We start from the raw sequence: 20,670 nt of genomic DNA on the forward strand, positions 1-20,670 counted from the left end.
CTCTCCATTTCCCCTATCCTTTGTACAATTCTGTGCTTATATCGAGCTAAACCAATTTCTCAAAAAAACAGCCAGTCTCCAACAACCTGAGACTGGCCACAATTATTACTCCATAACACTCAGCAGGTTAAGAATCATCTGTGCGCTTTCGGCACGAGTACCATTTTGCTTCGGTGCAAATTGCCCATCAGCACGTCCTTGCATCAATCCAAGGCTGTACACCTCACTGATAGCCTCTTGAGCCCACTGCGGTGCAGTGCCAATATCGGTAAATGCTGAACCGTTAGGACTAGCTACAGATACGCTGCTCATAGCATAAGCATATGCACGAGCCAGCATCGCAGCCATCTCTTGACGAGAGATCTTGGCATCCGGTTCAAACTGTGAAGCAGTCTCACCATTAACAATTCCAGCTTGTTTCGCTAACCCCACAGCTTCTGCATACCATTTGTCAGCAGGCACATCAGCGAATGCAATTTCTGCTTGCCCATTCAAGCCAAGCGCGCGGACTAACATAGCTGTAAACTCAGCACGTGTAACCGCACGGTTTGGATCAAAACGATCCGCAGCTACACCTTGTACAAGCTGTTTTGCCGCAAGCTGCTTCACAGCAAGGTATACCCAGTGATTCGACTTCAGGTCATTGAAAGTTTTGTCATATTCTAATAAAACATATTTACTAAAATGACTGACGGTAGCAGATAGATAACCATTCATCCATGTACTGCTCATATACTCCAACTTGCCAGCATCATCCATAAAATAAATACCTAGCAAGCTTCGATCTACATTCGTACCGACCTTATATGAAATCGTGAGCGGCACTGCAAACTGTCTTAACGAGAAGGACTGGCCATTTTCTGTGATCATGCTGAGCGACCATTCCCGCAGATCACTTTTTGCCCTCAATTGTGCGCCTGCAAGTGTACCTGCACGATTCAACAGATCAACTGTTGTATTACCAGCTACGGTGTTCAACCGTATTGAAATCGTACTCTTTGCAATGGCTTCAGCTGAGACTAACTTACTTAATTCAGCCAGCACTTCCGCAGGTATTGTAACCGTTAAATCCTCCATCACCACTCTGAGTGGTGCACGTCCAAGCAGTTCAATCGCATTTCCTGGTAAAAGCAATTCCGTAACCGCTCCGTCAACAGAAACCACAACTTCACCTTGAGCATTCTTGTTCTCTGACAGTTGAGAGGCTGTTATCGTTACAACACCCGCTTGTGCTGATGCCGACGGTGTTGATGTAGCTGTTGGCGTCGGTAACACCGGAGGTCCCGGCACCCAGCCGCCCGGCGTTGGTGTTGGTTCTGGAGTCGGTGTCGGTGTTGGCTCGGGATTTGGTGTTGGCGTCGTACCCGGCGATCGTTCGGTCACCGTCAAAACATATTCAGTGCTCAAACCGTTATAAACAGCGTTGACTTTTGTTGTACCTGCACTCAATGCATGAAGTTCGCCGTTCTCACTAATCATTGCAATGGAATGATTGGAAGTATCATAGCTTACGCCCTCTACCAATTCTTGCTTGCTGCCGTCACTATATACCGCCTGAACAACAACGGAGCCTTTACTTCCTTGTTCCAGCGAATCCGGCCCATTTATCGTTATTTCTGTAAGAATAGGAGCCTCATCATTAGTTACGACAAGGTTATATTCCGAGGCGAACTCTCTATAGGTTACAGAGATCACAGTAGAGCCTTCCTGATGAGCCTGAATCAAGCCCTGTTCATTGATCGTAGCAATATGCTCTTTCGAGCTGGAATAATGAAGTCCATCCAATATTGGGATACGTTTACCGGATGCGTAGACAGCTTCTGTTACTGTCTTGTCGACTTCTTCTGGTTTAAGCTGTCTATTGCCCTGAAGTTTAATAGATTGCAGCGCATCTACAGTTATCGTACTTTCTGCAAAAATATTCGAGTAACCTGCCACTGTAACTCTTACCTTAGCTGTCCCTGGCTTCAATGCAGTAACCAAGCCATTGTCATCTACAGTAACTACTGATTCTGCCGTCTCAGGAACGATGGACCAAAGCTTTTTCAGATGATTAGCCTCATCCGGCCCCACCTTGGCATGCAATTGAAGACTAGCACCAGGCTCAAGCTCAACAGCCGTTTGATCCAGTGCAATAGATTTCGGAACAAATTTCCCGATTACTAAACGGTCAATTTCAATACCGTCTACCGTTCTTGCGGTAACCGTAATCTCGTTCTTCTCAATCTCAACAGCAGTATAGATTTGCTCATCTTCGTCGTATATTTTTTCTTGCCAGAAACGTGGCGTCAGCGCATAGAACTTAGGACCTGAGGAACCTCCAATAACATATCGAGCGCCCTCGCCCTCAGCTACCTGCTTGCCATCCTTCATCGGAAAAGTTCGCAAATAGATATGATCATGACCATTCATAACCAGATCCACATTATGCTTATCAAACACCGGCACCCACTTTGCTTGCACCTGCTCATTCGAATAGATGCTGCCGTATGGTCCTTGATGGAAGAAAATCACCTTCCACTTTTTATCTGTAGCAGAAAGATCCTGATCCAGCCACTCTGCTTGTTCCGCGAACGGAGCACCTGAATGCTCTGTATTCATAACCACAAAGTGCGTATCCTGAATATCAAAAGAATAATTCGTACCTTTTACGCTCGCAGCGCCATTTTGCGGATTATTGAATTGTGCCAGGTAATCCCCATTTCCATTGGTTCCCATCACTTCATGGTTCCCAATAATCGGGACAAGCGTGGTGTTCATGATCTGCTTCTGAGCTGCATCGAACCACCAGTTCCACTGCTCTTGTTCAAAGCCTTTATCCACCATATCTCCAGCGTGAACCAGCATCTCCGCATCTGGCATGTAGGCGAAGGCTGCCTGAATCGTATTTTTCCAAAGATCAAAACCAGCTTTAGAGTCTGCTTGGGAATCCCCGATAAACAGGAACTTCGTAGAAGAGCTCTCCGCCCCACTTGTAACGAACGTTCCTTGCTCACTTACATTAGACTCGCCATCACCCACACGATATACATATTCCGTTCCAGGGGTAAGCCCAGGTGCCTCGGCTTTATGGACCCGCATCGTTCCGTCATTGTTGGTATTGTAGATTGAGCTACTGCCAGTAATTTCCATTACATTCGAGGCTTGAAAGCTTGTGAACTCTGCTTTTTTCACAACTTCGACTACAGTATCCACGGTTAGCGGTTCTGTCTGCCAAGTGAACTGGCGGGAAGTCGCTGGATCCTGGCCCATCGTAATGTTAACATTACGCGGAGCAGCAGTACCGTCATACGGAGCAACTTTGAATGTCATTACAGGACTATAAGTATTTCCGCTCACCGCCTGTAATTTAAATGTTCCTTCTGCTGAAGTGACGAAGTCAGTTGTAAGTGTTCCATTTGAGCCTGAAGTAGCTCCTTGTACCTCTTCACCATTGAACAACAACTTTGCTCCTTTAACGCCACTTCCACTCAGATCTTTTACCGAAAAAGACGCATCAAAGCCCTTCGCTAGATCATAATGGTTCCAAGTGAGCATTAACTGTGTTTTCACCACGGATTCGACAGCCGCTCCAATAAAAGAAATAGGAACCCCGGCACCCTCCGTAGAAGTTACAGATCCGGATGTATTTTCAATTACAAAAGGTTTGCTTATATCTCCAGCGAGCTGCTCCTGAGTAAAGAGACCCACATAATCATTTCGAACCGTATATTGAATTTGCCCGATTAGATCCGTATCTCCTAGATTGGAGGAATGGATACTGGTTAGGTTAAGACGCACAGTGCCCAAAGCTGGATCAATGATCGAATCCATTTGAGCTTCTGTTACCTTATTTCCCCGAATTACCTTCAAATCTTTAATAGCAGCCGGATTAAAAGCAAACGTAAGATTTCCTTCCTTCAGCTTGCTCGCCTTCTCTGCCGTTACGTCCAAAGTGTAGGTGTTGCCGGCATATACTACATCAGGTGTTTTATACACATAGAACGGAGAGCCCAAATTCACTGTAAAATACCATTCTTTTATCGTCTGATTACCGCTCAAATCACGAATGGCAACTTTTACTTTATGACGGCCTTCTGTAAGTGGAACCTTTGACTTATAAGTGATTTGACCCTTTGGAGGATAAAAGCCATGCTCCACTAATTGTTCGTCCACATACACACGTGTTTTCTCCGGATCGATTAAGGTCGTTCCCGGATGCGCCACCGGATCATAACCATCGTCCTCACCATTGACGGAAAGGGTCGGCGTAGCTGTTTTGACAATTTCGTTCACGCCAGGATAAGCATCTTTAATCACAGGAGGTGTTCTATCCTCGGTTATCGGCCCGTAGATAGCACGAATATCATCCACATAAATAGCACCCGCGGTCTTGTTAAGATTGCTTGTCTCCATATAGCGAACAGGCATATCCATCGTTAAAGGTGTAGTTTTCCCCTTAGGAACGGATACTTCGACGTATTTCCATCCCGTCCAGCTCACACCATTCACCTGATCGGTAAAATCTACAGGCACTGCCGCATTATTGCCATCACGAATCTGTCCCCGCAGCCAGTGCTTTTTGCCATCTCCGTAGATCCACATACTGATTTTCTCAGGATACCCTGGAATCAGAATTCGATTGGCGGCTGAGCTTGCGGCTAAATAAGCACCCGATGTGCCTGTTTTATTGACAAAATCATATTCCAGCTTCAAGGCTTTATCCCCACTGCGGACAAAATCCTGATCCGTCACTTCCTGAATCGCCACACTGTTAGCTGCTGCGCTGGAGGCTATATATTTATCAATACCATTTTCAAAATCCTCCAGTATTACAGGCGGTAACCCCACATTTACTTCAAAAGAAGTCTCAACGTCCCCGTAATTGGCAAAAATCTTACCGTTCTTACCGTTCTCACTCGTCGCCTGAAACAGACCATTCTCGTCCACAGTTCCGATCTCGCCCTCAACTCGCCAGTTGAAGCTGTGGTTGTCAGCTTGAATCACCTGTCCATTTCGAAGAGCCTTTATAGTCAATTGCGCAGTTGCACCTGAGGTATAAGTTTTGATCTCATCAGGAAACTTAAGCTCTGTAAGCTTATCCACCACTTCAATTTCACCGCTGCCTTTGACAGGTCCAGCTTCTACAGTCACCTTTCCAGTCCCGGCTGAGGTTCCTGCAGTGAAGACTCCGTTTCCGTCAATGTTTCCAAGACTTGAGTCCACCTGCCAATTCAGCGTACTCGAATAAGGAGCCGGATGGCCGTTCTCGTCCACTCCTGCCGCTTTAAATACAAAGCTGGATCCTTGCAAAATACGTTCCGCATTCGGATGCACAACCAGCTTAGAAGCTGCAGATTGCTCAGGGGCTGTATTAACAACTAGTAAACCGTTACCAGTTTTACGTTCGTAGCCATCAGAGCCTTGATTCATCATTTTGACGCCGGTAGTACCTGGCATTCTGGCAACAAAAGTAGAAGAACCGCCACCATCTAGATTCATAGCGTTCACTACACCCATATCCTTCAGAATGTTGCCAAGCTCCTCGGTATCCACACCTTCACTAAAGCCCGGAGATCTTCCATCCACTTCGAATAGAACGAGACTTCCGTCCGCTTTTGTACCAATAGCTGTACGTGGATGAAATCCTAAAGGACCCACACCTTGTTGAACTACGCCGTCCTTTACCAGCGGTCCTTCGCCACCAATGGCTACCCTGACCTCATTCCATTCCCCACTCAGCGCAAAATTCGCGGTAACCATATCGCCCACCGATAATCCTTGGAGAACAGAACGTGATGTTCCGTTGGCAGACAGAATTACTTTTCCTTTTGCCAGTGGTGAATTCCCCTGATTATTACGAATTTCAGAAACCCTTAGCTTCAAGGTCTGTCCGCTCTTTACTTCTCCTTCGACGATATCTAGTACAACCTCATCGCCCTCATTGGTCGATTTTGTTGATGTATTATAATTTTCCGTGTAGAGAACGAGATCATTCGTATTCCGATAACGGTTAATACTGGTTAGATTAGTCGTTTTTCCGTTTATGGTAATATTCTTGGTTAGTTTGGGTACACCATATATGGAGCTTCCATCTTCTTTTAACCCGAAAGTAAAAGCTGAAATAGAACTGTTCAAGATCACACCATCATCCATAAACAATCCGTTAGGAACACCTGTTGCAAAACCGGAGATTTCATAGAAATCACCGTTAACCCCTGCTATTACACGGTTTCCGGGTGCATCCGCATAAGATGCCATTTCTGTAACACCCTTCATACCGTAAACCTTTCCATCCTTAGTTCCAGCCCGCAGCTCCAAATTTGAATTTTGCGGATTAAACTCGACGGCATGAATTTTTTGCAAACCACGCTCATTCTGAAGATCCATCCAGGTATACATCGCCCCAGGTGCAAGCTCTGTCTTGCGGACATCAATGACAGTGCCATAGTCTGACGCAGGTAAATCAGATATGGAAGCGCGAACAAACGCTCCCGGTTGTAATAATGAAATCATCAGAACAAAGATAACTGCTACATTAATTTGCTTTAAATACCTTCTCACTTTGCTGATATCCTCCCCACTTGGCTGTCCTTATTACGATCTGAAATGGACAACATCATAGGGTTCATATTAACTAGGAAGCGTAAAGGTAAGATAAAATCTACCAAGGCGTATTGTTAACTTCTTCTTATCCCTTCATCAAATTCATGTTTAAGCCTGCTGATGAATCTTCGGGCGGTTTTCGATACTTGTTTGGAAGCTGAAACAATAGAACCTGGATATTTCGTATTGTTATCAGGAGATCGTAACTCAATCGTCTTCATAATCTGCTGAGAATCCTCAAATGTTTTTAGAAAAGAATAATCCATACCAATCGTGATCGCTAATCCTGCTGCAACTGCATTCTCAATGGCCCGAGTGTTGTTGCTTACAAAAAGGATATTCATTGGCCCATACCCCTGTAAATAACGCTCCACAAAGTCCTGTATATAATGATCATCGTATAAAACCAACGTCTGACCTACTAACTGATCAGGTGTAATCATTGTATTTAAAGCTAATGGTGAATGGAGATGAACACCCACAACAATCTTTCCTTCCATTAATCGTTTAAACACGACCCCTTTATGTTTCTTTGGCATGCCCTCTGGCGAGACCATCAGTCCAATGTCCATTTCATCCTGAAGCACATTATCTAGAATCTCTTTAGGTCCCTTTTCAAAAATCTCTATTTTCACATTTGGAAAATCTACCTTGAAGCCGGATATAACCTTCACTATTAGATGCATGGGTCCCGGAATCGTAGCAATCTTCAAATGACCACTTAGCGTATCGCTGTAGATCTGTGCTTCAGCTTTTAATTCATTTACTTTCATTAATACTTCATTTGCCTTACTAATAATCGCATGTCCTTCTGCAGTGGGAACCGCTTTTTGTCCTCGCGAACGGATGAACAAAGTGACTCCCAGCTCTGCTTCTAACAGTGTAATGGACTGGCTTATTGCGGATAGGGTTATGTGACGATTCTGAGCTGCTTTGGTTAATGAACCAATCTTTGCGACTTCTACGATATTCTCGCATTGCTCTAAATTCAATTGAATCACTCCCTAAGTTAATATTTACTTAACAGTTATTAAATTTACTTAAATTTTAATTAATTTAGACAAGTGTTACAATGTAAATAAGTTAGCAAGTAACCTTTTTTTAATATATAAACCTATATTTCTAGTATAACTATATTTCTCGAGGAGGAGTCTCAGATGACAGAAAAAAGAGTAGCCGTAATAACAGGTGGAGCCAGTGGAATCGGGAAACAAACCGCTTTTAAATTTGCTAGTAAGGGTGATCAGGTAGTCGTTGCCGATTTCAACCAACAATTAGGTGAAGAAACCGTAGCACAGATTATCAAGGATGGCGGCGAAGCCATTTTCGTCAAAACCGATGTTTCCAAATATGAAGAGGTAGAAGCACTGGTTGAGAAAACCGTCGCAACTTATGGAAGAATTGACGTTATGTTCAACAATGCCGGAATCGGCCGCGTCACTCCTGTACTAGACCAAAATCTTAAGGATTATCATAGTGTCATTAATGTCAATCAGCATGGTGTTGCCCATGGTATTATCGCAGCTGGTAAAAAAATGCGTGAGCTCGGCATCAAAGGGGTCATCATCAATACAGCTTCTGTATTTGGATTCTTAGCTTCCCCAGGCACATTCGCTTACCATGCTTCCAAAGGTGCGGTCATTATGATGACCAAATCCGCAGCACTTGAAATGTCTGTTCATGGCATCCGCGTACTCGCCGTTGCTCCAGGGGCTGTAGATACACCGATCATCCAAGGATATAAAGACCAAGGAATGGTCGACGAAATGAAGAGCAAAGTAATGGGTAACAAATTAACGCTACCTGAACAAGTTGCAGATACTGTATATTTGCTCTCCTTACCAAAAGCAAGCGCAATTAACGGTAGTGTTGTAATGGCGGATGAAGGTTATGCTTCGTTTAAATAACAATTATGGATGAAAAAATCCAAGGCTTCCCGAGCGGGATGACCTTGGATTTTTTTATGCTACTCCCATGTTCTCTGTTCATTGATTTCCAGCTTACGTTTAAAAGCCTGATCCAGATCAATATCCAGCTTATTGGCCAGATCAAAGATATTCCACACCACGTCGTACATCTCATATCCCAAGTTTTCTTTTTTCTCCGCATCTGGGTCGAAGGATACGGATAATACTTCTTTGGACAACTCCCCCACTTCAGTCATTAAGTACAATGCTACTAGTGTCAAAACCTTTGATTTCACTGAACTTCTTTACATACTGTTGAAACTCAGATGCATTCATTTCGTTACGCCTCGCTTTTCGGGTATCTTGAATTGATTTTTATTATACAATAAGAGGCAATTTGAGCAGTACTAATTTATGTTCTTTGCTATTTCAGTCGTCTATTTGAATACCAAAATAATACGCTGCAGTATTCCTTTGTTCCCATACAGCAGATAATTTATATACATAGTACCCTGGCTTACTTGGAAGGTTGTAACTGTATTGATCCGGTTTATCTATCGATTCCTGGTCCCCTTCCAAATTGACAACAGATAAATAAAACTCATCAGGCTTAATCGGAAACTAAACCTTGCGGGATCAGCATTCTGTCTCTGCACCGCTATAAGTGCTTCTAGAATAAAAAACAGGGAGTCACCGTTATCGGTGGCTCCCTCAGAGTGTCGAGAAACCCAGGTCATTTTACGACCGCGGGTTTCTTTTTAGGTTCTGGCATAAGTAGAATCGGAAAAGGGAGGGGGTTACCCCCTCTGTTCCAGGCGATCCAGGTGGATCGCCATCTTCTTCATGTTCTGCACGGCTGCCGTCATCAGTGCCTGTTCTCTGACATTCGGAAGTCCGCGCAACCGGCAATAGCGAAACCCATGGAGCTCTTTAGCATCCGCGAAGCTTCGCTCAATCGTCTCTTTTCGTTTGCGGTACAGTTGCTTGCCCGACTTACTGAGTCGGTTATTCCGCACCCATTCCTTGCTGTCCTCCCAGACGTGCCGGGTCACCACCTTTCGGTGATTTCGGGACTGAGTGCATTGGTCCAGCAATGGGCAACTCTTACAATGGTCCGGATCAGAAGCATACTGCCGGTAACCCTTTCGGTCTGTGGTCCGGTAATTCAGTTCATGACTGGCTGGACAAACATACAAATTTCGCTCGGCATCAAAGGTGAACTTCCATTTCGGAAACAATCCTTGCTTGGGATGAAATCTCCGGTGTGCAATCACCGCAAAAATCTTTCGGCTTTGTAATCCTCGACAAATCGGTGTGGTTAAGTAACCTGAATCGAGCGCAACGGCTTCAATCTTAAATCCAAAACGTTCTTGCTGACGGTCTAAACGCGACAAATATGGCACGGAATCATGAACATTGCCGGGCGTTACATGTACATCGGTAATGAGATTGTATTTGGTATCTACGGTACGGTGATCTAGATAAAAGAAGCCCTCCGGTTTGCCATCCCGGATCATATATCCACTATCTGGGTCGGTCTTGCTCACTTTAATCTCTTTCTCCTCGTTCACTTCCTCTCTTGGTTTCAGGGCTTTTTTCCATGCTCTTTCCGGTCTTCGGCCACAGCAGCGTTGAGTTCATTCACGTAATCTTTGGTGTTCTGCAGTACTTGTTGTTTGGTGTACTGGTGTTTATTCGCATTTGCTTTTACATGGGTTGAGTCGGTCACGAGAACCCGTCCACCGACCATCCGGTGCGAAATAGCCTGAAGAACAATCTCATCGAAAATGTCCTGAAAAATGTTCGTATCTTTAAATCGGGTTCGCCGGTTCCAACTAATAGTCGTATGGTCTGGAACCTTGTCGGTTAATCCCAGTCCTAAAAACCAGCGGTACGCCAAATTGGTTTGGATCTCTCGCTCCAATTGACGTTCGGAACGAATGCCGTAAAAGTATCCAAGAAAAATCATCTTAAATAAGATAACTGGATCAACAGCAGGACGTCCGTTATCTGCGCAGTACAACGGCCTAACTTTTTCATCGATAAAGGAAAAATCAATATACTTATCTACTTTTCGTAGCAAATGATCTTGAGGAACTAAATCTTCGATAGAGACAAACTCGTACGCTTGTTGTTTTTCTCGGTTGGAACGCAACATACAAATCACCATCCGTTCTATAAATAGTTACCTATATTATACAACATTAACGCGGTGTCGTGTGAAATTATTAAGACATAAAGAAGGCTGTCGAGACTTTCTCGACAGCCTGAGGGAGTCACCGTTATCGGTGGCTCCCTGAATGCATACAGGCCGACAATCCGAAAGTTCTTCAGATCCCGAATTATCGGCTCTAGCATGTAGAACTCCTCTCCTACTTCGTTAATAGTCGCCTCTACTTCGTATCTTCTGCAGGAATATCCGGAAATAATGGACGGCCTTCCGGATAGGTTAATTGATTCAGTTGATCGCCAATCCATGCTTCGCCATCTTCGCCCATTTCTTTTTTCCAAATAGGTACGATTTCTTTAATCCGGTCAATCACATATTCATTCGCTTCGTAAGCGGCCTTACGGTGCGGCGAGGATACAGCGATCACAACGGCGATATCAGTGATTTCAAGTTTTCCTATCCTATGGGTAACAGCAACCATAGTATTCGGCCAACGCTCGTTCACTTCCTGCCCGATTCGTTCCAATTGCGCTACGGCCATGAGCGGATAAGCTTCATATTCAAGATATAATGTCCGCTTACCTTGCGTGAACTCCCGTACAGTGCCTAGGAATAAGGTAATCGCTCCGGCTTCTCTTCGCAGGACTTTATCAGATACCTCTGCTGGTGTGATCGGTCCGTCAGTAATTTCAAATAATGAACTGCCCATGTGATCACTCCCTTTCGATAGATGCAGCAAATCCTTATATTGCTCAGGTGTATCTACATCTGCAGTGAAATCCTCATGTATACCAGCACTAGCGAGATCGTCCTTATCTACCCCTAACCAATGCATCGAATCTAATAATCCTGATAGCCGATACTGTCGTGTTTCCAGTCTTTCAATGATACTTGGCAAGATCAGGTGCGGCCGATATACCCCATGGAGCATCTGATGCTTTCCGTTAATGATGGGAAGAACAGCATCATAGTCGCCTTCCTTGAACCGGGTGAGCATCCACGAAGCTGCAGGTGCAGAAATATTAGGGCTATCGCATCCGACAACCCAAGCATAATCCGTTTCCACCATGGCAAAAGCGGCATGAAACCCGCTTAAGGGTCCATGCCCTGCATAGATGTCCGGTATATAACTGAGACCGGATGGAAGACAATCCTCATACGGGGATGCATCGTTCGTAACAACAATGATCTTGGAGCAAAGGGTACGCATTCCCTTCACCTGTCTAACAATAAAATGCTCCCCGTGATAGGTCAGGAGCGCTTTATTCTGACCCTTCATCCGGGAATTCCGTCCACCTGCCAGTATTATTCCAGTCAGCACAATGTGCACCTCCTGTAAGGGAACCTCCTTCTCCCATGTCAAGGATTCCCAGATTAGATTGAAGCAGCGACAAAGCCAGGTTGAGGACCTCCTGATCAATAAGAGCTTGATCCCTTAAAGGTAGTACAGGGGGAGTATTCTTGCTTACCGGAGACGTTACACTATTCATATTCGCGTCCTCTTCCCAGCCTAACCACAGATAAATATTCGTTGCTTGACTTCGTAGGGTTATCATTTCATCTACATTGCGGATCAAAGCAATTTTGGGGTAATCTGCAGATTTGAACCCTTCAGCGATCAGCAGATCAACCTTACCATACATAGACTGTACGATTTCTTCTAATGAAGTCTCGGACTTCCGCATTATTCTTGTAGCCTCAGACGATGTAAGTACAGTTTCAATCGCACCGTGCAGCAGATGCCTGCTACTGTCTGTGCCCGGATCATCTAATTGAAAATGGTGAGCATCATGTTTAGCAGACCCGACACGTATACCTTGAGTGGATAGAGCGCGAATTAAACGGCAGGCAAGTGTTGTTTTCCCGCTATTCTTGTACCCGACGATTTGTAGTACAGGAACCGGACCCTGTACTGCTGCATGATGAGATTCCATAGTCACGATGTTTACTCCTCTTCTTAAAAAGAACTATTAGATTATAGCACTGTTAAGCATACTCAGATTACCGGCCGGCAGGCGCATACCTTGTGCTTCAAATCACCTAGGTCCCTCCATAAAAAAAGTATAGTTAAGGTGCCTGGCATCTTCACATGCCATGATATCTAAGGGTAGGAGGTCATGTTTACTATGAAGAAGTATATCCCTAACCAGCACGGCGCCTGGGCGATGCTCGTCCTTCCCTTTCTGTTCGGGGTAGCCGCATCCCGGGGGCAACCTATACATATTCCGCTGTTTGTTTGCTGGCTTCTGATCTATTTGTTCAGCTTTCCTTTGCTGCAGGGGGTGAAGACAGGGAAATTTGAGCGCTATGAAAAGCCCTTGAAGGTATATGGAATTCTGCTGCTGCCTATAATCGTCTATTTAGTGATAACCGAACCTGCACTGTTATGGTTTGTTCTGCCGCTCGTGCCTTTGTTCGCTGTAAATCTCTATTATGCAAAAGCTAAAAATGAACGTGCCCTGCTCAATGACATCTCGGCCATTTTGGCATTTTGCCTGATCATTTATCCGGTCTACTATGTCGGTCAGGGAGAAAGCTGGCGGACAGCGACCGAGCTGTTCCTGCTGGCTGTCCTGTACTTTGTCGGAACCGCTTTGTATGTCAAAACCGTCATTCGTGAACGAAATAATATTAGCTTCTATTACGGATCTGTACTGTATCACCTGCTGGTTGCAGCAGCCGGGCTGTTCCTGTTTCCATCTCTGCTTGTTCCGCTGCTCATCCTGCTTGTGCGGGCAGCCGTCCTACCAAGGACGGGCTTCACAGCAAAACGTACTGGAATCATCGAAATCGGCTTCTCCGTCATGTTATATGTGTCTGTGCTCGTGTTGTACTTCTAGTATACAGTTGTAAAAAACCAGGAAGCTCTTCTGCCGGTAATCCGGGTAGAGGAGCTTCCTTGTTGCTGTGTTAGTCTATTCTACGATCATATCCTGATTGCTCGATCCCGGCGGCACAAATGGTACACATTACTCTCCTCGGTAGTATCGAATTCCATGACCACAAGGCCCTCCGTCTGCAGTGCAAGTTCAATAATTTGCTCTGCTTGCGGGGAGCTGACAGAAGGTGAAATCCGCCGCCATGTAGGCTCGGGCAATTTTGAGTCAGCCAAAAATGATCTGCAATCCGGCTCGATCAACAGCTGAAATTGCATTCTGCCCTTTAACCTCCAATATAGGACATGCCGATCTTTGTTCTGTTCTTCACGGTCTGTTCTGTCCGCTCATCGGAGTAACGGTCTGTCCGCTGCTCCCATATGTCCCTAATGGCTTGCAGCAGGCTTTGGTCACTCGCCCCGCTGCGGAGCATTGCCCTGAGATCAAATCCGTCTGATGCGAACAGACAAGTGTACAATTTGCCGTCGGAAGACAGCCGGGCACGTGTACAGGAGGAGCAGAACGATTCAGATACGGAAGTAATAAAACCGATCTCTGTGCAGCTACCCTTGTACCGGTACCTTTTGGCTACCTCGCCAAAATAATTGTGGTCCTGTGCTTCCAGTTCAAATGAGCCTTGGAGGCGCTCCAGTATTTCCCGTTTGGTTACGACCTTCTCATAGCTCCAGCCGTTATCGTTGCCGGCATCCATAAACTCGATGAACCGCATCGTTATATTCTTATCCTTGAAATAGGCTGCCATCGGCACAATCTCCGATTCATTCACACCTCTTTGTACCACCATGTTTACTTTGACCTCAAATCCGGCTTCTACGGCATGATCAATATGTTGCATAATTAATCCAGACTTAAAGCCCCGTCCGTTCATTCTTCCAAACCGCTCAGGGTCCAGAGCATCCAGGCTGACGTTCAGTCTGCGAAGTCCCGCAGCATACAGTGGCGCTGCCTGCCCACCAAGCAGTACCCCGTTCGTCGTCAGTCCCATATCTTTTACACCGCCGATGGCGAGGATTCCTGCAACAAGCTCAGGCAGATTCCGCCGCATGAGCGGCTCGCCTCCGGTCAACCGGATTTTACTTACTCCAAGGGATACGAACAGCTTCGTCAGCCGGCAGATTTCTTCAAAGGTTAGCAGCTCGCTTGCGGGGAGGAATGCATAATCATCACCGAACACTTCCTTCGGCATGCAGTAGGAACAGCGGAAATTGCACCGGTCTGTTACCGAAATCCGCAAATCATGGATAGGTCGTCGCAGTTGATCCTGTAGTGGATGTGCATTCATGACTCTTATCTCCCTTCCGGTAGGCTTACAGTACCCACTCATTCGTACCTTCTTCGACGCCGAGCAGCAGTACATCAACAGGATCGCCAGCGGTATACCCTCTTGTCCCGCCCGGCAGTACAATCAGTGAATTCCCCCTTGCAATGGAGGATACTGCATTAGATTTATTGAAGCCTGCGGGACGCACCGAGGTCCGGTCGTGAACAGCCCGGATAAACCGGGTGAACGGATTGGCCTTCGAGAAGTCCTCTGCCAGTACCGCCGTCGTGCGCGGCAGATAAATTTTATCTGCCCCCATCATTTTGAGCAGGGCGGGCCTAACAAACAGCTCGAATCCCGTGAAGCAGGCAGACGGATTGCCTGATAATCCGAACAAATAGGTATCCCCAGTAACCGCGACTGTGGTCACACTGCCCGGACGCATCGCCACCTTGTTAAATAGCACATCAGCCCCGAGCCGCTTATAAATTTCCGGCAGGTAGTCATAGTCACCGACAGATACACCGCCCGTTGTAATCAGGCAGTCTGTTTCTGTCAGCGCCTTCCGTACCGTCATCAGACATGCTTCTAGTTGGTCTGCGGCTGTATCGTACATCCGGTAAGGGATACCCATACGGGCGAGCTGGGCTGCAATCATCGGCCCGTTACTGTTGCGGATTTTACCGGGGGCAAGCGGAGCCGTCACATCCAGCAGTTCGGTTCCCGTAGACAAAATCCCTACAACCGGCCGCTTTCCTGCTTGAACAAACCCATAACCGAATGTAGCCAGCAGCGCTACAATACCGGGATGAATGAAGCTGCCTGCCGGAACGATCATTTCTCCTGACCGCATATCTTCCCCCTGCAAAGACAGATTCTCCTGCGGCGCAAACGCTTTGCGGATTGTAAACGTATGACCTGCTGCCGAGGCTTGTTCAAACATCACTACCGCATCCGCTCCTGCCGGCAGCGCCGCCCCCGTCATCAGACGGACCGCTTCGCATGCTCCAATTGCAACCTGTGATACTTCCCCAGCGCCGATATGATCTACAACAGTGAAGCTGATCCTGTTGTTACCGGAAGCATCGGCAGAATCTGCCGAAGCGATTGCATATCCGTCATAGGGTGATCGGGTAAAATGCGGAACATCATGGGTTGCCGTCAGCGGTTCTGCCAGGATACGTCCATAGCTTTCGGCAAGCGGGACACTCTCTGTACCTGTGCGGCATACTCTTTCAATTACCCGGAATACAGCTTCTGCAACGGTAACCGGAGTTCTGGTATTCTCCACCTTCATCTGCTCCTAACTTGGTGCCGGACTAAAAAACGGTTCATCCGGTTATTTCTGCGTAATATCACTGAATGTGCCTACATACCGGACATCTTCACCGGTCTCATCCTTCACAGCACTGATATTCAGCCACTGCAAATACTCTTCCCCGTTCTTGCGCTTGTTCCAAATTTCACCCTGCCACATCCCCTTCTCCCTGACCTCGCTCCACATTAAGCGGTAGAACTCCTTGGATTGGCGGCCTGACTTCAGAATGCTGGGCTGTCTGCCGAGAACTTCGTCTTCGGTATAGCCGGTGAGCTTCGTGAATGCCGGATTGACGGTTTTAATCAGACCGGAAACATCAGTAACCAGAATCCCTTGTCCGGTAGAATTGAACACTTCAGAGGTAAGCGCAAGCCGGTCCTGAAAATAGAGCCACACTACCAGCACTAGGCTGGCCAGCGCCACCTGGGAGAGCAGCATGAACCCGATGGAATATTGCCCTGTAGCCGAATAAATCACCGACAGCATAATCGGAGGGAAAAAGCCGCCCAGGCCGCCCATCATCGATACGATCCCGTTGGCGACACCCGCCTGCTTATTGAAGTACAGCGGGACTAATTTGAATATGACTCCGTTACCGATTCCCGCACTGAACGCAATAGCAAGGCAACCCACTGTATATAAGCCCATGTCAGGCATAAATGCCAGGATGATTGCTGCAACCGTATAAATACTGAATGTGCCGGTGAGCAGGAACAAAGGCTGGAACTTGTCGGCAAGCCAGCCGCCTATCGGACGGAAGAAGGTCGCAACGGCAATGAAGCCGGCTGTACGCATCCCGGCATCCACTTTTTCCAGACCGAAATTCGAAACTAGAAAGTTCGGCAGGTAAATGGTGAAGGCCACGAAGGAACCAAAGGTAATGAAATAGAACAAGGAGAACAGCCAGAGCTTTTCATTCTTGGATACGCCCTTGATCTGTTCGATAATCGGTGTTTTGAGCTTAGGCTCATGACGGTCACCGAAGAAGAAGTTTAATGCGATAAACACCAGTAACAGAATCAGATACATTTTAACCGCAGGTGCCCAGCCAATCTGTGCTGCCACCATCGGAGCCGAGAAGGTAGTGACAGCTGTTCCGATATTCCCGATCCCGTAGATTCCGTTGACCAGACCATGCTTATCTTTGGGGAAATACTTCGGCAGAGAGGTTACACCTACCGAAAATACGGCTCCGCCGATTCCTAGGAACAAGCCTCCGATAATTAAATGAGTAACCGAGGAGGCTTCACTGATGAAGTAGACCGGAAACAAAAGTAGGATAAAGCTGCACATAAAAATAATGCGTGCTCCCAAAATGTTTGCATAATAGCCTAAAGGAATCCTTAGAATAGAGCCGAGCACCACCGGAATTGCCGTGACCATCGCCAGCCGCCCCGGAGGAATGCTGATATCCTCGGAAATAAAGGGCATCAGGGAAGAGATGATCACCCACACCATGAATCCGGTAATCAAGTTTAATGTTTGTAGCGGCAATTGCATTTTTTTAATCATTCGACTCACCTTTTCGCCGTTTATTCTCTTGATTATTCATACCGATACTTCCTGTACTCATTGTATCCGCCCATCCCCCGGCTCAGATATAGGGGAGTCCCCTTTCCCTGACAGGGGAAACCCTGAAAATAAAATAACCCCGCACAGCGGGGCCTTATCTTCGATGATTACTCAGGTACTTTCCGGGGACCCCAATAACTTATTTACTCCTATAAAAAAAGCCGCTCCAAGTAGGAGCAGCCAGTTCATTGTCACGTAATGAGCGTATTCAGTTGTCGGCTTAACCGTTCTTTGTCTTTCGCACTCAGCTGATTCTCGGCCATCGGATAAATAACCGTCTCTTCTTTGACAAAGTGTACTGTCAATACCTCAAAAGCCTCCCCTGCATCCTTAACAGCTGCAAGGATATCCTCAAGCGGCATCAGATCTGTATTGCCCTCTGTGTGATGCAGGAAATGCCCTATATATCCGTCAATCTCGCGGTGCTCCTCCTGGATGCCGGCCAGCGGCCCTTGTTCAAAACCGATATAACTGCCCAGCAGCGGGAAAAAATGCGTTTCTTCCTTCACAGTATGCTTCTTCAACGGACCAGTAAACTCTAGAATCGCCTTACGCAACTTATGAAGCTGTGTCCTGGCTTCTTCCAGAGCGGGCTGCTCCTGTTCAAACCAGAGTACAAGGGCATGCCATTCTTCCATCAGAAAAGATAAATAGCGGTGTTCATTCTCAAGAATGCGCATGGCGGGCATCGTAAACTTGAGCCCTGCATATTCCGGCATCCTGCTATACCTCCATTTGCCGGTCAGAAATCCAGCATTTTTTTCCTTAAAGCATATTCGACCAGCTCCGGCCGGCTTTTAAGGTTTAATTTCTCCATAATTTTCGCTTTGTGGGCTTCCACCGTTTTTACCGAAATGAACAGCTTTTCCGCGATTTCCTTGTTCCCGTATCCCTTGGCGATGAGCGGCAGAATCTCCAGCTCCCGCTTGGACAATAGCTCAAACAGGTCCTCTGTACCGGCGGTTTTATCCTGCTTGATGAACTCACGGACCAGCGAGGTTGCCATCTTGGGATGAATATAGGTACCGCCTTCATAAATGGTCCGGATGGCCAGCAGAAGCTCCTCGTCCGGCGCGCTCTTGAGAACATAACCGGAGGCCCCGTTCTTCAGTACATGGAAGAGGTATTCATCATCGTCATGCATCGTCAGAATCAGGATTTTGGTATCGGGATAATCCTCTTTAATCTTTCCGGTCGCCACCAGCCCACTTTCTCCCGGAGGCATGCTTAAATCCATAATCAGAATATCCGGACGGAATCTGGCTACCATTGTATAAGCTTCCCTGCCGTCTGCCGCCGCTCCGATCACTTCAATGTCATCCTGAAAATTGAGAATCATGGAGAATCCGCTGCGTACGATCGCATGGTCGTCTGCAATGACAATCTTCATCAGAAGCTCATTCCTTTCTTCGGGCAAATCATACAGGTACCTGTAAAATGATTGTCGTGCCCCTGCCTATCTCTGAATCTACGCTAAAGGTGCCGCCCACCAGCTCCGCCCGTTCCTGCATGCCAAAAAGGCCAAGTCCGGTTCCAGCGGGCTCGTCACCCTGATTAAAGCCGGCTCCCTCATCCTCAATCAGAAGCCGCAGCACACCGTCGGTTTCTGTAAGTGATACTTTGACGCTGTCTACCTGGGCATATTTCAGGGCGTTCAACACAGCTTCCTGGCACACACGGTACATGACGGTTTCAATCTCACTCTCATACCGTTTCTCTAAAAGCTGGGACTCATATTCAATTGTAAGGCCATAGCTTTGTTCCATCCGCTTGAAGTGTGACCGGAATGCGGCCTCCAGCCCGAAATCATCAAGTGCAGCCGGCCTGAGCTCCACTGAAAGGTTGCGGATATCATTCAGAAGCCTAGTCATGGATACTTCGGTCTGCTTCATCTTCTTCAGCAGCTGATCATCAGCTGTCATATATTTCAGCACACGCAGATCGATCACGGCACTCATCAGCTCCTGGGCAACGCTGTCATGCAGTTCACGGGAAATCCGCTTGCGTTCATTCTCCTGGGCCTCAATGATATGCTTCATCATCTTGTTCTGGTAGAACTTCTCTTGTGTCGTGAACTGTCTGGTCAGATCCCTAAGCATAAACACTCTGATGCCATTCTCGTCATCTATCGTGTGAAAGGTGGCTGCATAAGGGACAATCCCCTTATCTTTCGTCTCCAGATAGACTTGATAAGAGGTAAACTCCTCTGAGTCCGGTGTATGAAAGTAACAATTAAGGCATGTGCGGAGCTCCGTCTCACTCGTGTATCCCCGGCAGGTCCCGCATAGTGCCTCCGGATTTCCCTGATACAACTGCTTCAGAATATCCTTGTCAACGATGTTCTCGGCAGCTGGATTCATCGCCAAGGCTTTCCCTTGCCGGTCAAAAAAGAACATCGCCTCCGAGCTGTTCTCAAACAGCTTCGTCATGAGCAGGCTCCGCAGATCCATTCCGGGTGTCATCAACTGAGCAACAATTCCTTCCCGTTCAAGTCTCCAATGCCCTTACGAGCTGCCCTATCCAGGTCTCTCAGCATTTCAGCGGTTACCTGCCGTTCACCCCTGAAACCGCCCAGAAGCACGCCTGCGACGCGGGCATCATTCCACACCGGTACTGCACCAATGCTGTTCAAATTCTCCATCTTAGTAATGGGATAATTAAACAAGGTATCAGGCTTCACATCTTTCTGCACAGAAGGGATTAAGAACGGTTTGCCGGTCTTGAACACGATCCCTGCAATCCCTCTGCCAGATTGAAGTACAATACGTTTGTAACGGTTATTTGTGTTCCCTGAGGCGTATTTCCACCGGATGACATAGTCATATTCCGCCGGTTCAACAAGAGCCAGCGACATGAAGTCATAGCCTAGAGCTGCGCGGATCTGGTCAAGCTCAATTTGGTAATCCACCTTATTTATCATCGTTTTCTCTCCTCATTTGAACAGGGAAAGAAATTCACCC

15 protein-coding genes and 2 pseudogenes are annotated in these 20,670 nt (G+C 46.8%); 2 read left to right on the plus strand and 15 right to left on the minus strand.

Annotation, left to right across the window (positions count from 1 at the left end):
- Positions 1-105 precede the first annotated feature (105 nt).
- Both MHH52_RS20480 and MHH52_RS20485 read right to left on the minus strand, forming a co-directional pair.
- On the minus strand, positions 106-6,543 hold the full coding sequence (locus tag MHH52_RS20480) for a phosphodiester glycosidase family protein (protein WP_340004239.1): 6,438 nt from the start codon (positions 6,541-6,543) through the stop codon (positions 106-108).
- A 116-nt stretch (positions 6,544-6,659) separates the two neighbouring features.
- Complete coding sequence (locus MHH52_RS20485; protein WP_340004240.1) at positions 6,660-7,577, minus strand: LysR family transcriptional regulator; 918 nt, start codon at positions 7,575-7,577, stop codon at positions 6,660-6,662.
- 165 nt (positions 7,578-7,742) lie between these two features.
- On the opposite strand from MHH52_RS20485, the gene MHH52_RS20490 reads away from it, so the two are divergent.
- Entirely contained in the window at positions 7,743-8,492 is a 750-nt protein-coding gene (locus tag MHH52_RS20490) for an SDR family oxidoreductase (protein WP_340004241.1), read from the plus strand.
- 59 nt (positions 8,493-8,551) lie between these two features.
- Here MHH52_RS20490 and MHH52_RS20495 read toward each other — a convergent pair.
- The 5 genes and pseudogenes from MHH52_RS20495 to mobB form a co-directional block, all read right to left on the minus strand.
- Positions 8,552-8,828, minus strand: a pseudogene (locus MHH52_RS20495) (MazG nucleotide pyrophosphohydrolase domain-containing protein).
- Between the two features lie 461 nt (positions 8,829-9,289).
- Positions 9,290-10,650 (minus strand): IS1182 family transposase gene (locus MHH52_RS20500; RefSeq protein WP_340003511.1). Its coding sequence is split into 2 segments (ribosomal slippage): positions 9,290-10,080 and positions 10,080-10,650, totalling 1,362 coding nucleotides; the frame shifts between segments, so codons are not numbered across the junction.
- A 235-nt stretch (positions 10,651-10,885) separates the two neighbouring features.
- A complete protein-coding gene (locus MHH52_RS20505) occupies positions 10,886-11,371 on the minus strand; it encodes a molybdenum cofactor biosynthesis protein MoaE (protein WP_313639817.1) in 486 nt (161 codons plus the stop codon).
- A gap of 234 nt (positions 11,372-11,605) precedes the next feature.
- Positions 11,606-11,941, minus strand: a pseudogene (locus MHH52_RS20510) (NTP transferase domain-containing protein); the annotation flags it as partial.
- Positions 11,925-12,596, minus strand: coding sequence for a molybdopterin-guanine dinucleotide biosynthesis protein B (mobB, locus tag MHH52_RS20515; protein ID WP_340009753.1), 672 nt, complete (start codon positions 12,594-12,596; stop codon positions 11,925-11,927). The gene mobB and the pseudogene MHH52_RS20510, both read right to left, overlap by 17 nt.
- 192 nt (positions 12,597-12,788) lie before the next feature.
- Between mobB and MHH52_RS20520 the strand changes: the two genes are divergently transcribed.
- Positions 12,789-13,502: a YwiC-like family protein gene (locus MHH52_RS20520; RefSeq protein ID WP_340004242.1), complete on the plus strand. Its 714-nt coding sequence runs from the start codon at positions 12,789-12,791 to the stop codon at positions 13,500-13,502.
- Between the two features lie 86 nt (positions 13,503-13,588).
- On the opposite strand, the gene MHH52_RS20525 is transcribed toward MHH52_RS20520, so the two are convergent.
- From MHH52_RS20525 to MHH52_RS20560, 8 genes are all read right to left on the minus strand, one after another.
- Positions 13,589-13,816, minus strand: a complete 228-nt coding sequence (locus MHH52_RS20525) for a hypothetical protein (protein WP_340004243.1) — start codon at positions 13,814-13,816, stop codon at positions 13,589-13,591.
- A gap of 8 nt (positions 13,817-13,824) precedes the next feature.
- Complete coding sequence (gene moaA / locus MHH52_RS20530; protein WP_340004244.1) at positions 13,825-14,841, minus strand: GTP 3',8-cyclase MoaA; 1,017 nt, start codon at positions 14,839-14,841, stop codon at positions 13,825-13,827.
- Between the two features lie 25 nt (positions 14,842-14,866).
- Positions 14,867-16,111, minus strand: a complete 1,245-nt coding sequence (gene glp, locus MHH52_RS20535) for a gephyrin-like molybdotransferase Glp (protein ID WP_340004245.1) — start codon at positions 16,109-16,111, stop codon at positions 14,867-14,869.
- 48 nt (positions 16,112-16,159) lie between these two features.
- Positions 16,160-17,650 carry an MFS transporter gene (locus MHH52_RS20540; protein ID WP_313639783.1) on the minus strand — a complete coding sequence of 497 codons (1,491 nt, stop codon included), beginning with the start codon at positions 17,648-17,650 and terminating at the stop codon, positions 16,160-16,162.
- 251 nt (positions 17,651-17,901) lie between these two features.
- Positions 17,902-18,429 (minus strand): hemerythrin domain-containing protein, encoded by a 528-nt coding sequence (locus MHH52_RS20545; RefSeq protein WP_340004246.1) that lies wholly within the window; start codon positions 18,427-18,429, stop codon positions 17,902-17,904.
- Between the two features lie 23 nt (positions 18,430-18,452).
- Positions 18,453-19,100, minus strand: coding sequence for a response regulator transcription factor (locus MHH52_RS20550; RefSeq protein WP_340004247.1), 648 nt, complete (start codon positions 19,098-19,100; stop codon positions 18,453-18,455).
- A 28-nt stretch (positions 19,101-19,128) separates the two neighbouring features.
- Positions 19,129-20,160, minus strand: a complete 1,032-nt coding sequence (locus MHH52_RS20555) for a sensor histidine kinase (protein WP_340004248.1) — start codon at positions 20,158-20,160, stop codon at positions 19,129-19,131.
- A gap of 11 nt (positions 20,161-20,171) precedes the next feature.
- Positions 20,172-20,630 (minus strand): GAF domain-containing protein, encoded by a 459-nt coding sequence (locus tag MHH52_RS20560; RefSeq protein WP_313639780.1) that lies wholly within the window; start codon positions 20,628-20,630, stop codon positions 20,172-20,174.
- Positions 20,631-20,670: the final 40 nt, after the last annotated feature.

It is taken from the genome of Paenibacillus sp. FSL K6-0276 (assembly GCF_037977235.1).
In the GTDB taxonomy this organism is placed as follows: Bacteria; Bacillota; Bacilli; order Paenibacillales; family Paenibacillaceae; genus Paenibacillus_AQ.

Coding starts and splice junctions, on each gene's coding strand:
- MHH52_RS20490 (WP_340004241.1), top strand. CDS start 7,743: ATGACAGAAAAAAGAGTAGCCGTAATAACAGGTGGAGCCAGTGGAATC.
- MHH52_RS20555 (WP_340004248.1), bottom strand. CDS start 20,160: ATGGATCTGCGGAGCCTGCTCATGACGAAGCTGTTTGAGAACAGCTCG.
- MHH52_RS20525 (WP_340004243.1), bottom strand. CDS start 13,816: ATGCAATTTCAGCTGTTGATCGAGCCGGATTGCAGATCATTTTTGGCT.
- MHH52_RS20560 (WP_313639780.1), bottom strand. CDS start 20,630: ATGATAAATAAGGTGGATTACCAAATTGAGCTTGACCAGATCCGCGCA.
- MHH52_RS20550 (WP_340004247.1), bottom strand. CDS start 19,100: ATGAAGATTGTCATTGCAGACGACCATGCGATCGTACGCAGCGGATTC.
- moaA (WP_340004244.1), bottom strand. CDS start 14,841: ATGAATGCACATCCACTACAGGATCAACTGCGACGACCTATCCATGAT.
- mobB (WP_340009753.1), bottom strand. CDS start 12,596: ATGGAATCTCATCATGCAGCAGTACAGGGTCCGGTTCCTGTACTACAA.
- MHH52_RS20505 (WP_313639817.1), bottom strand. CDS start 11,371: ATGGGCAGTTCATTATTTGAAATTACTGACGGACCGATCACACCAGCA.
- MHH52_RS20540 (WP_313639783.1), bottom strand. CDS start 17,650: ATGATTAAAAAAATGCAATTGCCGCTACAAACATTAAACTTGATTACC.
- MHH52_RS20520 (WP_340004242.1), top strand. CDS start 12,789: ATGAAGAAGTATATCCCTAACCAGCACGGCGCCTGGGCGATGCTCGTC.
- MHH52_RS20545 (WP_340004246.1), bottom strand. CDS start 18,429: ATGCCGGAATATGCAGGGCTCAAGTTTACGATGCCCGCCATGCGCATT.